The following is a 15,732-nucleotide window of genomic DNA, read 5'->3' on the forward strand; positions in this document are numbered from 1 at the left end:
ATGCTATACTTTGATTTGAATGGAGTGATGAATTATGGATAAAAACCAAATGGGTATTCGATATATGCAAGAAGGAAAATGGGAAGAAGCAGCGAAGGTTTTTATGGAAGCAATTGAAGAAAATCCAACCGATCCAGTTTCATATATTAACTTTGGAAATGTGCTATCTGCTGTCGGAGAAAACGAAAAAGCGCTGAAGTTCTATGAGAAAGCAATAGGGCTTGATGAAAATGCCGGTGCAGCTTACTACAGTGCGGGAAATTTATATTATGAATTACAGCAGTTTGATGAAGCTAAAAAGATGTTTGAAACAGCATTGCAAAAAGGCCTGGAAACCGCTGATAATTTCTTCATGCTGGGCATGTCCCTTACAGCCCTTGATCAGGGCAGACTGGCTTTGCCTTATTTGCAGCGAAGTGCGGAGTTAAATGAAAATGACGCCGAAGCACATTTCCAATATGGATTATGCCTGGCACAGCTGGATTACATTGATGAAGCTATCGGGCAGATGGAAAAGTGCATTGAAATTGAGCCGGAGCATGCAGATGCTTATTACAATCTTGGGGTAGCATATGGATTTAAAGAAGACGAAAATGAAGCACTTACTTACTTTAATAAGGCACTGGAAATTCAGCCGGACCATATGCTTGCGGGCTATGGAAAAAAGCTGATTGAAAAGGGCGGCAGCGAATTGAATTAAAGTGGTTTTAAGGGGGAGGGAATGGAAATGGAAAAACAGGATTCCATGGATCTTTTTGCCGAACAGGGGAAGTTCATAAAAGGCAGACATCTGGTCACAATCTTTCATAATGAGCAAAACTTATATACGGTTGTGCGCATTCGGGTTGATGAAACGAATGACTCTTATGATGAAAAAGAAGCGGTCATTACAGGCTATCTGCCAAAGATGCATGAGCATGAAACCTATATTTTTTATGGTGAATTCAAAGACCACCCTAAGTTCGGAATCCAATTCCATGCAAGCCATTACAGGAAAGATCTTCCCCAGACCAAACAAGGTGTAGCCAATTATTTATCAAGTGAATTATTTAAAGGGATTGGCAAGAAAACCGCCGAGCAAATCGTGGAGACACTTGGAGAAGATGCGATTACTCGTATTCTAAACAAGCCGTCCCTGCTCGATAGTGTTCCCAAACTGTCACCTGAAAAAGCTAAATTGCTTTACGATACGCTTATGGAACACCAGGGTCTTGAGCAGGCCATGATTGCTCTTAATCAATATGGATTTGGCCCGCAGCTTTCCATGAGAATTTATCAGGTATATAAAGAAATGACGATTGAAGTCGTCCAAAATAACCCTTATAAGCTGGTTGAGGATATAGAAGGGGTCGGCTTTGGCCGTGCTGACGAACTGGGATATCAAATTGGCATATCAGGCAGTCATCCTGATCGTATAAAAGCTGCCTGCCTCTACATACTTGAAACGGAGAGTATGCAGGCAGGCCATGTTTATATTGAAGCAAAGCCTCTTCTGCAAAGTGTGAAGAAGCTGCTGGAAGAAAATAAGCGTGATGTGATTGAATACAGGGATATATCCAATGAACTGATTAAGCTTGAAGAGGAAGGGAAGATCATGGCTGAAGGCCAGAAAATCTTCCTTCCATCTCTTTATTTTTCCGAAAAGGGTCTAGTAACCAATATTAAGCGGATCCTTAAGCAAACCCAGTATGATGAACAGTTCCCGGAGTCGGAATTTCTTTTGGCCCTTGGAAATTTGGAGGAGCGCCTGGGTGTCCAATATGCCCCAACTCAAAAGGAAGCCATTCAAACAGCTCTTATGTCTCCTATGCTGATATTGACCGGCGGGCCGGGGACAGGAAAAACAACCGTTATTAAGGGGATTGTTGAGTTATATGCCGAGCTGCATGGCTGCTCTCTGGAACCGAAAGATTATAAAAAGGAAGAGCCCTTTCCCTTCCTGCTGGCAGCCCCTACAGGAAGGGCTGCAAAACGGATGGCAGAATCAACAGGACTGCCCGCGGTAACAATTCACCGTCTTCTTGGCTGGAATGGGTCTGAAGGATTTGACCGGCACGAGGAGAGTCCATTAGAAGGCAGGATTTTAATTGTAGATGAAACATCAATGGTTGATGTTTGGCTTGCAAACCAGCTTTTCAAGGCTCTTCCAGAAAATATGCAAGTAATCCTGGTTGGTGATGAAGACCAGCTGCCTTCTGTGGGTCCCGGCCAGGTTTTGAAGGATCTTTTGCGCTCAGAACGCATTCCAACTGTCCGTTTAACAGATATATACAGGCAGGCTGAAGGATCCTCAATTATTGAACTGGCCCATGAAATGAAAAAAGGCAAGCTTCCTGCGAACATCTCTGCGCAGCAATCGGATCGTTCATTTATCAAATGCCAGCCGGGCCAAATTGCGGATGTCGTTGAAAAGGTTGTCCTGAATGCCAAAAAAAAAGGTTATTCTTCAAAAGATATTCAGGTGCTTGCTCCAATGTACCGCGGACCTGCAGGCATCGACAGACTAAACGAAATACTGCAGGAAATACTGAATCCAAATCCCGATGGAACAAGGAAAGAGCTGTCCTTTGGCGATGTGAAATACAGAATTGGCGATAAGGTCCTTCAGCTTGTCAACCAGCCTGAGAACAATGTTTTTAATGGAGATATGGGTGAAATTGTTTCTATTTTTTACGCAAAGGAAAATACGGAAAAACAGGATATGATTGTCGTATCCTTTGATGGTGCGGAAGCTACATACACAAGGCAGGATCTGAATCAGATCACGCATGCCTACTGCTGCTCTGTCCATAAATCGCAGGGAAGTGAATTTCCGATCGTCATTATGCCTGTTGTTAAAAGCTATTACAGGATGCTGAGAAGAAATCTCCTTTATACCGCCATTACCCGCAGCAGACAATTTTTGATACTGTGCGGAGAAGAAGATGCATTAAAAATCGGTGTGGAACGTGCGGATGAACAGGCCCGCCTGACCACTCTTTCTGAAAAGCTGAGAGATGCAATCCTATCTAATGATGAAACAGGGCTTGAAGATATAGCTGAGTCTTCTCTTGAGGAAACACTTTCTCTCGAAGAAAAGCTTCTCCAAGCCGACCCAATGATAGGAATGGGAAATATAACACCGTATGATTTTTTGGAAAAAGAATATAGCTAAGAAGAGCAGTCTACAATAAAAGACTGTTCTTTTTGTATATCTAAACAATAGACATGCAATTTGTCGGTTAAATCTAAAATATAAAAAGGAGAGATAAATGTGGAAAAGAAAAGCAGAACTTCTCTTCTCAATCTCCATGGAGTAAAACGCCGCAGACAGCCTCGGCAGGAATATGAGTTTTCAGAGGAACTGTCAGACGGCGGGGAGCGCAGCGAGCGTTTTAATAAGCCAAGGTACAGCAGAAAGTAGGCTTATGCAGGCTTTCTAATCCGTTCTTAACAATACTTTTTGGCTCCTATGGCAATGGTTTTCCGTTATGTTTTTTTAGGGACAGTGAAAACTATAAATGTTCGGGAAGGCGGGACTCTCTTTGCGGACATTTTCTTTATTAAAAGGCCTGCCGGTTTTTGAGTTGAAAACCGGTAATAAAGCAGGCGATATCTGTGATTTATCCATTTCAGGCACCGGAAAAGTTCAGGGATTACTGCTGCGAAAGGGCGCACTTTTGAAAAAGACATATATCATCAATATTGAAGACGTGGCATCTTTCGGCTGGGATGGAGTGATGATTGAAGATACCTCTGTTCTTCAGGCAATTCCTAAACATGATGATTATACATGTGAGACCCATAACCGGTTAACCGGCAAAATGATTATGAGCCGGGAAGGAGAACGGCTGGGTTTGCTTGAGGATGTATACTTTAAGGAAGAATTGGGCACGATTGTAGGGTACGAACTGTCGGATGGCTTCTTTTCAGATGTGCTGGAAGGAAAACGTGTCATAAAAACCGATGACCCGCCTGCAATTGGAAAAGACGCCATAATTGTAAATGTAAAATAGTGAGGTGTCTTTTTCGTGCTGAAATGTCCAAATTGCCAGAGCAAAGATATTGGTAAAATCGGGATTAACCAATATTATTGCTGGAATTGCTTTATAGAACTTTCCTTGTCCAAAGGGATCATTAACACCCATCAAGTAGAGGAAGATGGTACGCTCAGCTCCCTTGATGATTTATTTGCAGAAGATGAGCGCCGGTTTCTTTCGTAAGAATTAACGAAAGAGGTGAGCCAGTGTGAACAGAATATTAACCTCTGCAATGATGCTTGGGGCAGGCATGGCTGCTTATAATTACGCCCAAAAGAATAATATGATATCAGGCCGAAAAATGAAACGCATCCAAAAAAGAATAACAAAAGCTTTATTTTAAAATGATCATGGCTGGTTCTTAAAAAAGGGGCCAGCTTTTTTTGCGCAGCTCCAGGCTTTTCTTACTAAGTAAGATGCATAAATCCCAGGGAAGCTATCACAATAAAAACAAGGAGGGGGGCCATATTGAATATTCAAATGAAATGGTACTACCGGCTTGGATTTCTGCTTCTCTTGTTTATTGTGATTTTGGTTTTTCTAAAGCTCCAGGCATTATGGATGCCCATTCTGGAAATCGTATTTGCCGTATTCATTCCTTTTGTCATTGGTGCATTTATTACATATCTTCTACACCCGATCGTGGAAAAATTGCATGAAACGGGCCTTCACAGGGGGCTTGCCGTTTTTATTATTTATTTTTTATTTTTCGGGGGAATTGGCCTTACCCTGTATAAAGGGATTCCGGCTTTTATTCATCAATTGCGAGATCTGGCGGAAAATGCTCCTCATTTTGCAAATCAGTACCGCGGGTGGATCGACACGATACAGAGTAAAACTTCAACATGGCCTGATGGCCTGCAGACCAGGATTGATGATGTTATTGCAGCTGTAGAGCAGCGGTTAAATAATCTTTTATCGAAGGTAATCACATTTTTTCTTAATGTATTGAACTATGCTGTGATTATCGCAGTTATCCCCTTCATCTCCTTTTATCTCCTTAAAGATTTTTCGATTATGAAAAGAGCTGCCTGGTATTTGACGCCAAGAAAATGGAGAAAGGAAGGCGTGTTGTTCTTAAGAGATATAGATAAGTCTCTCGGAAGCTATATCAGAGGGCAGCTTCTGGTATGTGCAGCCATTGGGGCCATTTCTTCTCTGCTATTCTGGGTTTTTGATATGCGCTATCCTCTTTTGCTCGGCACTATAATAGGTGTTACTAATGTAATCCCTTATTTTGGTCCAATTATCGGAGCGGTCCCGGCTGTCATCATTGCCTCAGCTTTATCGGTTAAAATGGTCGTAATAACAATTGGGATTATTATGGTTCTTCAGTTCCTTGAGGGGAATATCCTATCACCCCTGATTGTTGGAAAAAGTCTTCATATGCACCCTCTTCTCATTATGCTCGCACTGCTGGCCGGCGGAGAAGCTGGAGGGATATTGGGCTTGATTATTGCAGTTCCGATTTTAGCTGTTATTAAAGTAAGTATCATACATGCAAAAAAACACTTTTCAAAAAATAAACAGCCAAAAATCAGCAGAACCTCATCATGATGTTGACAACAATAAAGATAAATCGCTATAATGCGTCTATAAAGTTATATATTAAACATTTTGACGGAATGAGTATGTTATAGGCCATCTGCGTGAATGCATTGCTGCATTCATAAAAGAGAGGGAGTTCCATGGCTGAAAGAACTTCCAGATGAAGGATAACAGAAAGCTAATCCTGAGTGCAGCTAATCCCTGCCGTATTTCCGCGTTAAGGATCTGAGAGATGGGAGATTGTCTAATGAACCGGATAAGGATCTGGTCATTATACTTTTAACTTCCATAATCAGGGTGGTACCGCGAGCAAGCTCTCGTCCCTGTCCAGGGATGAGGGCTTTTTTTGTTGTTTTTAAAGTTTTTACATACATTAGGAGGCTGGTTAGAATGAAACAATTGTCAGGTGCTGAAATACGCAGAATGTTCCTGGATTTCTTTAAGGAGAAAGGACACGCTGTTGAACCGAGCGCATCTCTCGTTCCGCACGAAGATCCTTCCCTGCTCTGGATTAATAGTGGTGTTGCCACTCTGAAAAAATATTTTGACGGCCGTGTCATCCCTGAGAATCCAAGGATTACAAATGCCCAAAAATCCATCCGCACCAACGATATCGAAAATGTAGGAAAAACAGCAAGGCACCATACATTTTTTGAAATGCTGGGCAACTTCTCAATTGGTGATTACTTTAAAGAAGAAGCAATCGTTTGGGCTTGGGAGTTTTTGACTGATAAACAATGGATCGGTTTTGCAGAAGAAAAGCTTTCTGTTACGATTCACCCCGAAGATGATGAAGCCTTCAACATCTGGAGGGAAAAAGTGGGAGTGCCGGAAGAAAGAATTATCCGCCTGGAAGGAAACTTCTGGGATATCGGAGAAGGGCCAAGCGGTCCAAATACAGAAATCTTCTATGATCGCGGACCTGAATATGGAAATGACACAGAAGATCCTGAACTTTATCCCGGCGGTGAAAACGACCGATATTTAGAAGTCTGGAACCTTGTGTTTTCTGAGTTCAACCATAATCCTGATGGTACTTATACACCGCTTCCTAAGAAAAATATTGATACCGGGATGGGGCTTGAGCGGATGGCATCTGTCGTTCAAAATGTGCCTACCAACTTTGATACAGACTTATTTATGCCGATTATCCGGGGAACAGAAGAAATCTCAGGCCGGAAATATGGATCTTCAAAAGAAACGGATGTTGCATTTAAAGTTATTGCTGACCATATCCGCACAGTGGCATTTGCAGTGGGTGACGGTGCGTTGCCTTCTAATGAAGGTCGGGGCTATGTATTGAGAAGATTGCTTCGCCGTGCTGTCAGATATGCCAAACAAATCAATATAAACGAGCCATTCATGTATGAATTGGTGCCGGTGGTAGGAGAAATTATGCATGACTTCTATCCGGAAGTAAAAGAAAAAACAGAATTTATCCAAAAGGTCATCAAAAATGAAGAAGAACGTTTCCATGAAACACTTCATGAAGGTCTTGCCATTCTTTCATCTGTTATTAAGAAAGAAAAGGAAAAAGGCAGCGATACGATTCAGGGTGAAGACGTTTTCCGTCTTTATGATACGTACGGATTCCCGGTTGAGTTAACGGAGGAATATGCTGAAGAAGAGGGTATGAAAGTGGATCATGCCGGATTTGAAAAGGAAATGGAAGGACAGCGTAAGCGTGCACGTTCAGCGCGTCAGGATGTAGATTCAATGCAGGTCCAGGGCGGTGTATTAGGAGAGCTGAAAATCGAAAGCAAATTTGTCGGATATGATAAGCTTCAGACAGAAGCCCAAATAGCTGCAATTGTGAAGGATGGGCAATTAATCGAAGAAGCTCATGATGGTGAGGAGATTCAGCTGATCCTGAATGAAACACCATTTTACGCAGAGAGCGGCGGGCAGATTGCTGACCAGGGAACTCTTGAAGCAGAAGATTTAAAGGTTGTCATCAAGGATGTTCAAAAAGCTCCAAATGGCCAAAACCTTCATAGAGCTGTCGTTGAAAAAGGAACGCTGAAGGCTGAAGCATCTGTATTGGCTGCGGTAAATGAGCAAATCCGTTCAAAGGTAATCAAAAATCATACTGCAACTCACTTGCTGCATCAGGCTTTAAAGGATGTTTTGGGTGGCCATGTTAACCAGGCTGGTTCTTTAGTAGGGCCGGATCGTCTGCGTTTTGATTTCTCTCATTTCGGGCAAATTACTTCTGAAGAGCTTGAGAAAATTGAAGCGATTGTTAACGAACAAATTTGGCAAAGCCTTGAAGTTGACATCAATTACAAGGATATTGACGAGGCAAAAGCACTGGGTGCTATGGCTCTATTTGGTGAGAAATATGGCAAGATAGTCCGTGTTGTTCAGGTTGGGGATTACAGTCTTGAGCTTTGCGGAGGGTGCCATGTTCCGAATACTGCTTCCATCGGATTGTTCAAGATTCAATCGGAAAGCGGAATTGGCGCTGGAACTCGCAGAATAGAAGCAGTAACTGGTGAATCTGCATACAAGCTAATGAATGATCAGATTACTGTTTTAAAAGAAGCATCAGGCAAATTAAAGACCAATCCAAAAGATTTGTCCGCAAGAATTGATGTGCTGCTTGGAGAAATGAAGCAGCTTCAGCGTGAGAACGAATCTTTAGCAGCGAAATTGGGCAATATTGAAGCAGGGAGCCTGGTATCCAAGGCAAAAGAAGTCAATGGCATTACCGTTCTTGCTGCGAAGGTCCAGGCATCAGATATGAATAACCTGCGCAATATGGCTGACGATTTAAAACAAAAGCTTGGATCTGCAGTTGTTGTATTAGGCAGTGTAAACGAGGGAAAAGTGAATATTATTGCCGGAGTGACAGATGATCTGATCAAAAAAGGCTTCCATGCAGGCAAAGCGGTCAAAGAAGTTGCAGCAAAATGCGGCGGCGGAGGCGGAGGCCGTCCGGACATGGCTCAGGCTGGCGGAAAAGACCCGGAAAAACTTGAAAGTGCTCTGCAATTTGTAGAAGAATGGGTTAAATCCGTTTGATATCCCTGTAAAGTAGTGTAAAATGGGAGGTAACCAAGAGAGATTGTTCATCATCAGGAAGAAACAGCTTGTTCTTCACCATGTTTTCCTGTCAGGAACAAGATCATTTATTGATCGCTCTGTTTATTCAGGCGGCAGGCCAAACAGTTATGAAGAGAGGGACAAGCTGGCAGTGAACCGGATTTAATCCGGCAAATATAAGCTATCCTATCCTTCATACAGAAAAGCGAGGTGTAAGATATGAGCTCATTTGACAAAACAATGAGGTTTAATTTTCCTGAAGAACCAATCGAACAAGATGTTAATGAAGTTCTGTTTCAAGTTTATGGTGCCCTCCAGGAAAAAGGGTATAACCCTATAAATCAAATTGTCGGTTATCTGCTGTCCGGGGATCCGGCTTACATTCCCCGCCATAAGGATGCACGCAATATCATCCGTAAACTTGAACGGGATGAGATCATCGAAGAATTGGTTAAATCATACTTAAAACAGCAGCGTGAGGGGTAAACATGCGGACTATGGGACTGGATGTCGGCTCTAAGACAGTCGGCGTCGCTCTAAGCGATGCGCTTGGATGGACAGCGCAGGGCTTGGAAACCATCAAAATCAACGAGGAAGAAAAAGAGTTTGGTTTTGAAAGAATTGGTGAAATAATAAAAGAGCATGAAGTCAGTAAGATTGTTGTCGGCTTGCCTAAAAATATGAATGGAACCATTGGCCCCCGCGGTGAAGCCAGCCAGTTCTTTGCTTCAGAGCTGGAGAAGCTATTTGGCCTTCCGGTCGTATTATGGGACGAGCGTCTCTCAACAATGGCAGCTGAAAGAGTTTTGCTTGAAGCGGATGTCAGCCGCAAAAAACGGAAAAAAGTCATTGATAAAATGGCAGCCGTCATGATTTTACAAGGCTTTTTAAATAGCCAAATTTAATGAGGTGAACAGAAATGAACCATGGAGATAACAACATTACTGTAATTGACGAGGAAGGCAACGAGCAGCTTTGCGAAGTATTGTTCACGTTTGATTCGGAAGAATTCGGCAAGTCATATGTCCTTTACTACCCAGTGGGAGCAGATGAAAATGATGATGAAGAAATTGAAATTCACGCATCAGCATTCAGCCCAAGCGAAGATAGCAAGGATGGCGAACTGCAGCCGATCGAGACAGAAGAAGAATGGGATCTAATTGAAGAAATGCTAAACACATTCCTTGATGAGCAGGAAGATTAATAAAACTGGCCCGCGGGCCAGTTTTTTATTTGCTTCTTTTTCGGCAGGAGTTGAATAAACCGAAAGTGCAAAATATGGAAATGATTGGCGAATCTTTTTGGTTTTTGTAATATCCTGCGACTTCCAAAAGAAAATATAGTATAATAAGCCCGTGATGTATGAGGAAACAATAAGAATATACGATTTCTTTGGCCAGTTGGCAAGAAAACATGCTAGTTAATTTCCAAAGAAGCCAACGTCTTTAACGGGGGGATATGTGATGTCGGCAGACGATCAAAAAGGAAAAAAAGAAATAATACGTGAAAAAATGATTGAGCGCCAAGGCGAAGCAAAAGTAGTCCGTAAAATTGTACTGATAGTTGCAATCATATTATTAATCTCAGCTGCTGCTGTGATTGGCGGCGGATATTTTTATATTAATTCAGCTTTAAAGCCTGTAGATCCGGATAATAATAAGCCGAAGAAAGTAGAGATACCAATCGGGTCATCTGTTACAGGAATCGGCACTGTTCTTGAAGAAAATGGAATTATCAGGGATGCACGTGTTTTTAAATACTATGTGAAATTCAAAAATGAAGCTGGATTTATGGCAGGAGAATATGAATTGAAGCCTTCTATGAATATGAAGGAGATTCTGGATAGCTTGAAAACAGGTAAGGTAATGGAAGAAGTAGCATTCAAGATCACCATTCCAGAGGGAAAACAGCTTGAGCAGATCGCAGGAATTATTGCCGAAAAGACTGATAAAAAACCTGAAGACGTTTTGAAGAAACTCAATGATAAAGCTTTTATTGAGTCTTTAATGGCAGCATATCCTGAATTGCTGACAAAGGAAATCCTTGCAGAGAATATTAAGTATCCCCTTGAAGGATACTTATTCCCGGCAACCTATCCTTTTTACAAAGAAGATCCGACTATAGAGGAAATTGTCAAAGTTATGCTTGATAAAACGGCTTCAGTTATTAAAAAGTATAGCGGTGATATGGAGAAGCAGGAATACACTCCGCACAAATTATTGACAATGGCATCGCTCATAGAGGAAGAAGCAACGGCGAAAGTAGACCGTGATCAGATTGCGAGTGTTTTCTACAACCGGATTGACACAGGAATGCCTTTACAGACAGATCCAACTGTCCTGTATGCACATGGTGAGCATAAATCAAGGGTCCTTTATAAAGACTTAGAGATCGACTCACCATACAACACATATAAGTACCCTGGACTGACGCCCGGACCTATTGCAAATGCCGGGGTTTCCTCAATTGAAGCAGCATTGGTGCCTGCAGAAACAGATTTCCTTTACTTCCTGGCCACATCAACAGGAGAAGTGCTTTTCTCAAAGACACTGGATGAGCATAATCAAAAAAAAGCACAGCATATATCAAATAATTAAATTAGGAAAAGGGGAATGTGCAGATATAGCATTCCCCTTTTACTTATGGTAAAATAGATCAGGTGTTTTATATTTCTTCGCGATAGCGTAAATCACGGACAAGCATGGATACAGGCTCATCTAAGCCGGAATGCAGCACAGCGCATTTTCACATCCTATCTGTGAACGCTATTTTTTTCATGTCTAAATAGAAAAGCGGCTAAAAACCGCAGTTTGACAATAAAATTTCATCTGATCGAGGTGATGCCAGCTTGATGAACGATAAGCTGCATGCATATATAGAGGAAATAATACCTGAAAGGCCCCAGTTGCTGGACAAAATGGAGCAATACGCCCAAGAACACAATGTTCCGATCATGGAGCTGGCAGGAATCGAGGCGATGCTTCAGCTGTTGCGCATTCAAAAACCGAAAATGATTCTCGAAGTAGGCACGGCAATAGGCTATTCAGCACTCAGAATGGCGTTCGCAGTTCCAGAGACGAAAATTGTTACAATTGAACGCGATGCGGAACGTTACCAGCTTGCCGAAAAGTATATAGAAGAAGCCGGGAAAAAGGAGCAAATCATCATCATTAAGGGAGATGCCCTGGAAGTCGGGGAAGACGTTGAAAAGCACGGACCCTATGATGCTATATTTATTGATGCAGCAAAAGGCCAATATCAGCGGTTCTTTGAAATCTATTCACGATTTCTCTCAGATGGCGGCGTGATTATAACAGACAATGTCCTTTTCAAAGGCCTTGTGTGTGAAGCAGATATAGAAAATAAACGTATCCGGAATATGGTAAGAAAAATTGATGTGTTTAATAAATGGTTAATGAGTCATCCTGAATATCATACAGTTATTTTGCCTGTTGGGGATGGCGTGGCAATTAGTAAAAAGAGGTGATTATAATGAAAAAACCTGAACTGTTGGTAACGCCAACAAGTGTTGAGGATATCGGGCCCCTTGTGTATGCAGGTGCAGATGCTTTTGTGGTAGGAGAACAGCGATATGGACTGAGACTTGCAGGGGAATTCACACGGGAAGATGTGAAAGAAGCGGTTGAACTTGCACACAAGCATGGGAAAAAAGTGTATGTGGCGATGAACGCTTTATTTCATAATGATAAAGTGCCTGAACTTGAAGGTTACATCAGTTTCCTGAAAGAAATAAATGCTGATGCAATTATATTTGGAGATCCTGCTGTATTAATGGCCGCCCGCTCGGCTGCGCCGGACATGAAGCTCCATTGGAATACAGAAACTACTGCAACAAACTGGTATACATGCAACTACTGGGGCAGAAAAGGTGCAAAACGCGCAGTCCTGGCAAGAGAGATAAATATGGATGCCATCATTGAAATAAAAGAAAATGCCGATGTGGAAATTGAAGTGCAGGTTCATGGCATGACTGCCATGTTCCAATCAAAGCGCTCCCTGCTGGGCAACTATTATGAATACCAGGGGAAAGCCCTGGAAGTGGAAAACCGCAAACAGGAAAAAAATATGTTCCTCCACGATAAGGAACGGGAAAATAAATACCCGATTTTTGAAGATGAAAATGGCACTCATATCATGAGTCCTAATGACATCTGCATTATAGATGAACTGCAGGAAATGATTGAAGCAGGCATTGATTCATTTAAAATTGACGGGATATTAAAAACTCCTGAGTATATTGTTGAAGTGACTAAACTCTATAGAAAAGCTATTGATCTATGTGTCGAAGATTCGGGCCAATACGATGAAATAAAAGATGGTCTTCTCACTGAAGTTGAAGAAATACAGCCAGCGAATCGTCCGCTTGATACCGGATTCTTCTTTAAGGAAACTGTCTACTAATTTGACTATATTAAAAAGAAAGAGGAGGAAGCTCTATGGCAGCGGTAAAAGTAAAAATTTCCGAAATTGTCAACGGCAAACGGGTTATTGTAAAAAAGCCTGAATTGCTTGCTCCGGCTGGAAACCTTGAAAAGCTGAAGATTGCCGTTCACTATGGTGCCGACGCTGTGTTTATCGGCGGACAGGAATACGGCCTTCGTTCAAACGCAGGCAACTTCACTTTTGAAGAAATGAAAGAAGGCGTCGAATTCGCCAAAAAATACGGAGCTAAGATTTATGTTACAACCAATATTTTTGCTCATAACGAAAATATTGATGGTCTTGAGGATTATTTGCTGGGCCTTAAAGAAGCAGGAGTTGCAGGAATCATTGTGGCAGATCCGCTGATCATTGAAACCTGCCGCCGTGTTGCACCGGAGATAGAAGTTCATTTAAGCACACAGCAATCCCTCTCCAACTGGAAGGCAGTCGAGTTCTGGAAGGAAGAAGGATTGGAGCGTGTGGTCCTTGCGCGTGAAACAAGTGCGGAAGAAATCAAAGAAATGAAGGAGAAGGTTGATATTGAAATTGAAACCTTCATTCATGGGGCGATGTGTATTGCCTACTCCGGGCGCTGCACACTCAGCAACCATATGACTGCACGTGATTCCAACAGGGGTGGCTGCTGTCAATCCTGCCGCTGGGATTATGATTTATATCAGCTTGAAGGAGAAAATGAAGTTCCTTTATACAGCGAAGGAGATGCTCCATTTGCGATGAGTCCTAAAGATCTTAAGCTGATTGAATCAATTCCGCGTATGATCGAATTGGGAATTGACAGTTTAAAAATTGAAGGACGCATGAAATCCATCCATTACATTGCAACAGTAGTAAGCGTGTACCGCAAAGTGATTGATGCCTATTGTGCAGATCCGGACAACTTCCAGATTAAGCAGGAATGGCTTGAAGAGCTTGATAAATGTGCAAACCGCGAAACAGCGACCGCTTTCTTTGAAGGGGTTCCTGGGTATAAAGAGCAAATGTTTGGAAATCATAGCAAAAAGACGAATATCGATTTCGTCGGGCTTGTGCTGGATTACAATCCGGAAACACAAATTGTTACCCTTCAGCAGAGAAACAAATTTATGCCTGGAGAGGAAGTCGAATTCTTCGGACCTGAAATTGAAAACTTTACACAAGTCATTGATAAAATTTGGGATGAAAAAGGCAATGAGCTGGATGCTGCGCGCCATCCGCTTCAAATTGTTCAATTTAAAGTTGATAAGCCGGTATACCCTGACAACATGATGCGAAAGGAGCTCTAATCAATGAAACGCAAACCCGTTGTAATTGGGGTGGCCGGCGGTTCCGGCTCAGGAAAAACGAGCGTAACCAAAGCGATCTACGACCGTTTCAAAGGGCACTCAATCCTTATGATCGAACAGGATTATTATTATAAGGATCAGACTCATCTTCCTTTTGAAGAAAGATTGAAAACGAATTATGACCATCCGCTTGCATTTGATAACGATTTGCTAATTGAACATATTGAAAGCCTGCTGAGATATGAACCGATTAACAAGCCTGTATATGATTATGCCATGCATACAAGGTCGGAAGAGGTAATTGAAGTCGAACCAAAGGATGTCATCATCTTAGAAGGCATTCTGATTCTTGAGGATGAGAGGCTCCGTAATCTGATGGACATGAAATTATACGTAGATACAGATGCCGACCTGCGGATCATCCGCCGCTTATTCAGGGATATAAAAGAGCGGGGGCGCACCATGGATTCAGTCATTGAACAATATGTAAATGTTGTGCGGCCAATGCATAATCAATTTATTGAGCCGACGAAAAGATATGCTGACATCATTATTCCTGAAGGCGGGCATAATTACGTGGCCATCGATTTAATGGTCACAAAAATTCAAACAATTCTTGAACAAAAGTCATTTTTATGAAACAATAGCATTGAAAATGTTCTATAGGACTTATCCTTTTACCGAATGGCTGTGTAAGATCCATTACTTACCCGGTTCATAATAACCGCCAGCTAAATCTTTCAGAGCCAATCAATAGAAAAAGATGATCTGCGCGCCCTTTAACAAAGGACGCGCTCCTGTTCATTTTCTTGAAAATATGATAAAAAGAAGTACATACATTATAGAACACATACTTTTAAAGAATGTGTAATTCGAAGGAGTGAAGGTTTTGGCTACAGAAAAGGTTTTCCCAATGACACAGGCAGGTAAAGAAAAACTTGAGCAGGAACTTGAATATTTAAAATCGGTTAAACGCAAAGAAGTGGTTGAACGTATAAAGATCGCAAGAAGCTTCGGAGACCTTTCCGAGAACTCAGAATATGATTCAGCGAAAGAAGAGCAGGCATTTGTTGAGGGCCGGATTACCACTCTTGAAAATATGATCCGCAATGCAAAGATCATCCAAGAGGAAGAAATGGCCGGAGATATTGTTGGACTTGGCCGTTCCGTTACGTTCGTAGAGCTTCCGGATGGAGACGAAGAAACTTACACTATCGTAGGAAGTGCCGAGGCGGATCCTTTTGAAGGAAAAATCTCAAACGATTCACCAATTGCTAAGAGCCTGATTGGGCGTACAGTTGGAGACGAAGTGACCGTTCAGACTCCTGGAGGAGAAATGAACGTACGCATTGTTTCCATTAAATAAGAATAGCTGGTTTGAAATCAGAAAACCT

The 15,732-nt window shown here is 42.0% G+C and carries 18 protein-coding genes; all 18 read left to right on the forward strand.

The window, feature by feature from the left end; all coding sequences use genetic code 11:
- The first annotated feature begins 34 nt into the window (after positions 1–34).
- The 18 genes from NYE23_RS01360 (at position 35) to greA (ending at position 15,704) form a co-directional block, all read left to right on the forward strand.
- Positions 35–700 (forward strand): tetratricopeptide repeat protein, encoded by a 666-nt coding sequence (locus tag NYE23_RS01360; protein WP_341074955.1) that lies wholly within the window; start codon positions 35–37, stop codon positions 698–700.
- A gap of 27 nt (positions 701–727) precedes the next feature.
- Positions 728–3,154 carry an SF1B family DNA helicase RecD2 gene (gene recD2, locus NYE23_RS01365; protein ID WP_341074956.1) on the forward strand — a complete coding sequence of 809 codons (2,427 nt, stop codon included), beginning with the start codon at positions 728–730 and terminating at the stop codon, positions 3,152–3,154.
- A gap of 99 nt (positions 3,155–3,253) precedes the next feature.
- Positions 3,254–3,403 carry a hypothetical protein gene (locus NYE23_RS01370; protein ID WP_341074958.1) on the forward strand — a complete coding sequence of 50 codons (150 nt, stop codon included), beginning with the start codon at positions 3,254–3,256 and terminating at the stop codon, positions 3,401–3,403.
- A 121-nt stretch (positions 3,404–3,524) separates the two neighbouring features.
- A complete protein-coding gene (locus tag NYE23_RS01375) occupies positions 3,525–3,995 on the forward strand; it encodes a PRC-barrel domain-containing protein (RefSeq protein ID WP_341074960.1) in 471 nt (156 codons plus the stop codon).
- A 15-nt stretch (positions 3,996–4,010) separates the two neighbouring features.
- Complete coding sequence (locus NYE23_RS01380; protein ID WP_341074962.1) at positions 4,011–4,202, forward strand: hypothetical protein; 192 nt, start codon at positions 4,011–4,013, stop codon at positions 4,200–4,202.
- Between the two features lie 25 nt (positions 4,203–4,227).
- Entirely contained in the window at positions 4,228–4,362 is a 135-nt protein-coding gene (locus tag NYE23_RS01385; protein ID WP_341074963.1) for a YrzQ family protein, read from the forward strand.
- A gap of 125 nt (positions 4,363–4,487) precedes the next feature.
- Positions 4,488–5,576 (forward strand): AI-2E family transporter, encoded by a 1,089-nt coding sequence (locus tag NYE23_RS01390; RefSeq protein ID WP_341074964.1) that lies wholly within the window; start codon positions 4,488–4,490, stop codon positions 5,574–5,576.
- Positions 5,577–5,957: 381 nt separating this feature from the next.
- Positions 5,958–8,591: an alanine--tRNA ligase gene (alaS, locus tag NYE23_RS01395; protein WP_341074965.1), complete on the forward strand. Its 2,634-nt coding sequence runs from the start codon at positions 5,958–5,960 to the stop codon at positions 8,589–8,591.
- A gap of 43 nt (positions 8,592–8,634) precedes the next feature.
- Positions 8,635–8,778: a hypothetical protein gene (locus NYE23_RS01400; protein WP_341074966.1), complete on the forward strand. Its 144-nt coding sequence runs from the start codon at positions 8,635–8,637 to the stop codon at positions 8,776–8,778.
- A gap of 53 nt (positions 8,779–8,831) precedes the next feature.
- The gene (locus NYE23_RS01405) at positions 8,832–9,098 is read left to right on the forward strand and encodes an IreB family regulatory phosphoprotein (protein ID WP_009333061.1); all 267 of its coding nucleotides are present in this window, start codon (positions 8,832–8,834) and stop codon (positions 9,096–9,098) included.
- A 2-nt stretch (positions 9,099–9,100) separates the two neighbouring features.
- Positions 9,101–9,517 carry a Holliday junction resolvase RuvX gene (gene ruvX, locus NYE23_RS01410; RefSeq protein ID WP_174749524.1) on the forward strand — a complete coding sequence of 139 codons (417 nt, stop codon included), beginning with the start codon at positions 9,101–9,103 and terminating at the stop codon, positions 9,515–9,517.
- Positions 9,518–9,531: 14 nt separating this feature from the next.
- Positions 9,532–9,816, forward strand: coding sequence for a DUF1292 domain-containing protein (locus tag NYE23_RS01415; protein ID WP_009333059.1), 285 nt, complete (start codon positions 9,532–9,534; stop codon positions 9,814–9,816).
- 259 nt (positions 9,817–10,075) lie between these two features.
- Positions 10,076–11,209: an endolytic transglycosylase MltG gene (gene mltG, locus NYE23_RS01420; protein WP_341074967.1), complete on the forward strand. Its 1,134-nt coding sequence runs from the start codon at positions 10,076–10,078 to the stop codon at positions 11,207–11,209.
- Between the two features lie 254 nt (positions 11,210–11,463).
- Positions 11,464–12,099, forward strand: coding sequence for an O-methyltransferase (locus NYE23_RS01425; RefSeq protein ID WP_341080562.1), 636 nt, complete (start codon positions 11,464–11,466; stop codon positions 12,097–12,099).
- 5 nt (positions 12,100–12,104) lie between these two features.
- Positions 12,105–13,034 carry a peptidase U32 family protein gene (locus tag NYE23_RS01430; protein ID WP_341074968.1) on the forward strand — a complete coding sequence of 310 codons (930 nt, stop codon included), beginning with the start codon at positions 12,105–12,107 and terminating at the stop codon, positions 13,032–13,034.
- Positions 13,035–13,069: 35 nt separating this feature from the next.
- Positions 13,070–14,338, forward strand: a complete 1,269-nt coding sequence (locus tag NYE23_RS01435; protein ID WP_341074970.1) for a peptidase U32 family protein — start codon at positions 13,070–13,072, stop codon at positions 14,336–14,338.
- 3 nt (positions 14,339–14,341) lie between these two features.
- Entirely contained in the window at positions 14,342–14,977 is a 636-nt protein-coding gene (udk, locus tag NYE23_RS01440) for a uridine kinase (protein WP_053434308.1), read from the forward strand.
- A 250-nt stretch (positions 14,978–15,227) separates the two neighbouring features.
- On the forward strand, positions 15,228–15,704 hold the full coding sequence (gene greA / locus NYE23_RS01445) for a transcription elongation factor GreA (RefSeq protein ID WP_009333053.1): 477 nt from the start codon (positions 15,228–15,230) through the stop codon (positions 15,702–15,704).
- The last annotated feature ends 28 nt before the right edge of the window (positions 15,705–15,732 follow it).

Source organism: Cytobacillus sp. FSL H8-0458 (assembly GCF_038002165.1).
In the GTDB taxonomy this organism is placed as follows: domain Bacteria; phylum Bacillota; class Bacilli; order Bacillales; family Cytobacillaceae; genus Cytobacillus.

What these genes read in the sequence shown, in the direction of transcription:
- NYE23_RS01360 (WP_341074955.1), top strand. Translation starts at nt 35, where the DNA reads ATGGATAAAAACCAAATGGGTATTCGATATATGCAAGAAGGAAAATGG.
- recD2 (WP_341074956.1), top strand. Translation starts at nt 728, where the DNA reads ATGGAAAAACAGGATTCCATGGATCTTTTTGCCGAACAGGGGAAGTTC.
- alaS (WP_341074965.1), top strand. Translation starts at nt 5,958, where the DNA reads ATGAAACAATTGTCAGGTGCTGAAATACGCAGAATGTTCCTGGATTTC.
- NYE23_RS01405 (WP_009333061.1), top strand. Translation starts at nt 8,832, where the DNA reads ATGAGCTCATTTGACAAAACAATGAGGTTTAATTTTCCTGAAGAACCA.
- ruvX (WP_174749524.1), top strand. Translation starts at nt 9,101, where the DNA reads ATGCGGACTATGGGACTGGATGTCGGCTCTAAGACAGTCGGCGTCGCT.
- NYE23_RS01415 (WP_009333059.1), top strand. Translation starts at nt 9,532, where the DNA reads ATGAACCATGGAGATAACAACATTACTGTAATTGACGAGGAAGGCAAC.
- mltG (WP_341074967.1), top strand. Translation starts at nt 10,076, where the DNA reads ATGTCGGCAGACGATCAAAAAGGAAAAAAAGAAATAATACGTGAAAAA.
- NYE23_RS01425 (WP_341080562.1), top strand. Translation starts at nt 11,464, where the DNA reads ATGAACGATAAGCTGCATGCATATATAGAGGAAATAATACCTGAAAGG.
- NYE23_RS01430 (WP_341074968.1), top strand. Translation starts at nt 12,105, where the DNA reads ATGAAAAAACCTGAACTGTTGGTAACGCCAACAAGTGTTGAGGATATC.
- NYE23_RS01435 (WP_341074970.1), top strand. Translation starts at nt 13,070, where the DNA reads ATGGCAGCGGTAAAAGTAAAAATTTCCGAAATTGTCAACGGCAAACGG.
- udk (WP_053434308.1), top strand. Translation starts at nt 14,342, where the DNA reads ATGAAACGCAAACCCGTTGTAATTGGGGTGGCCGGCGGTTCCGGCTCA.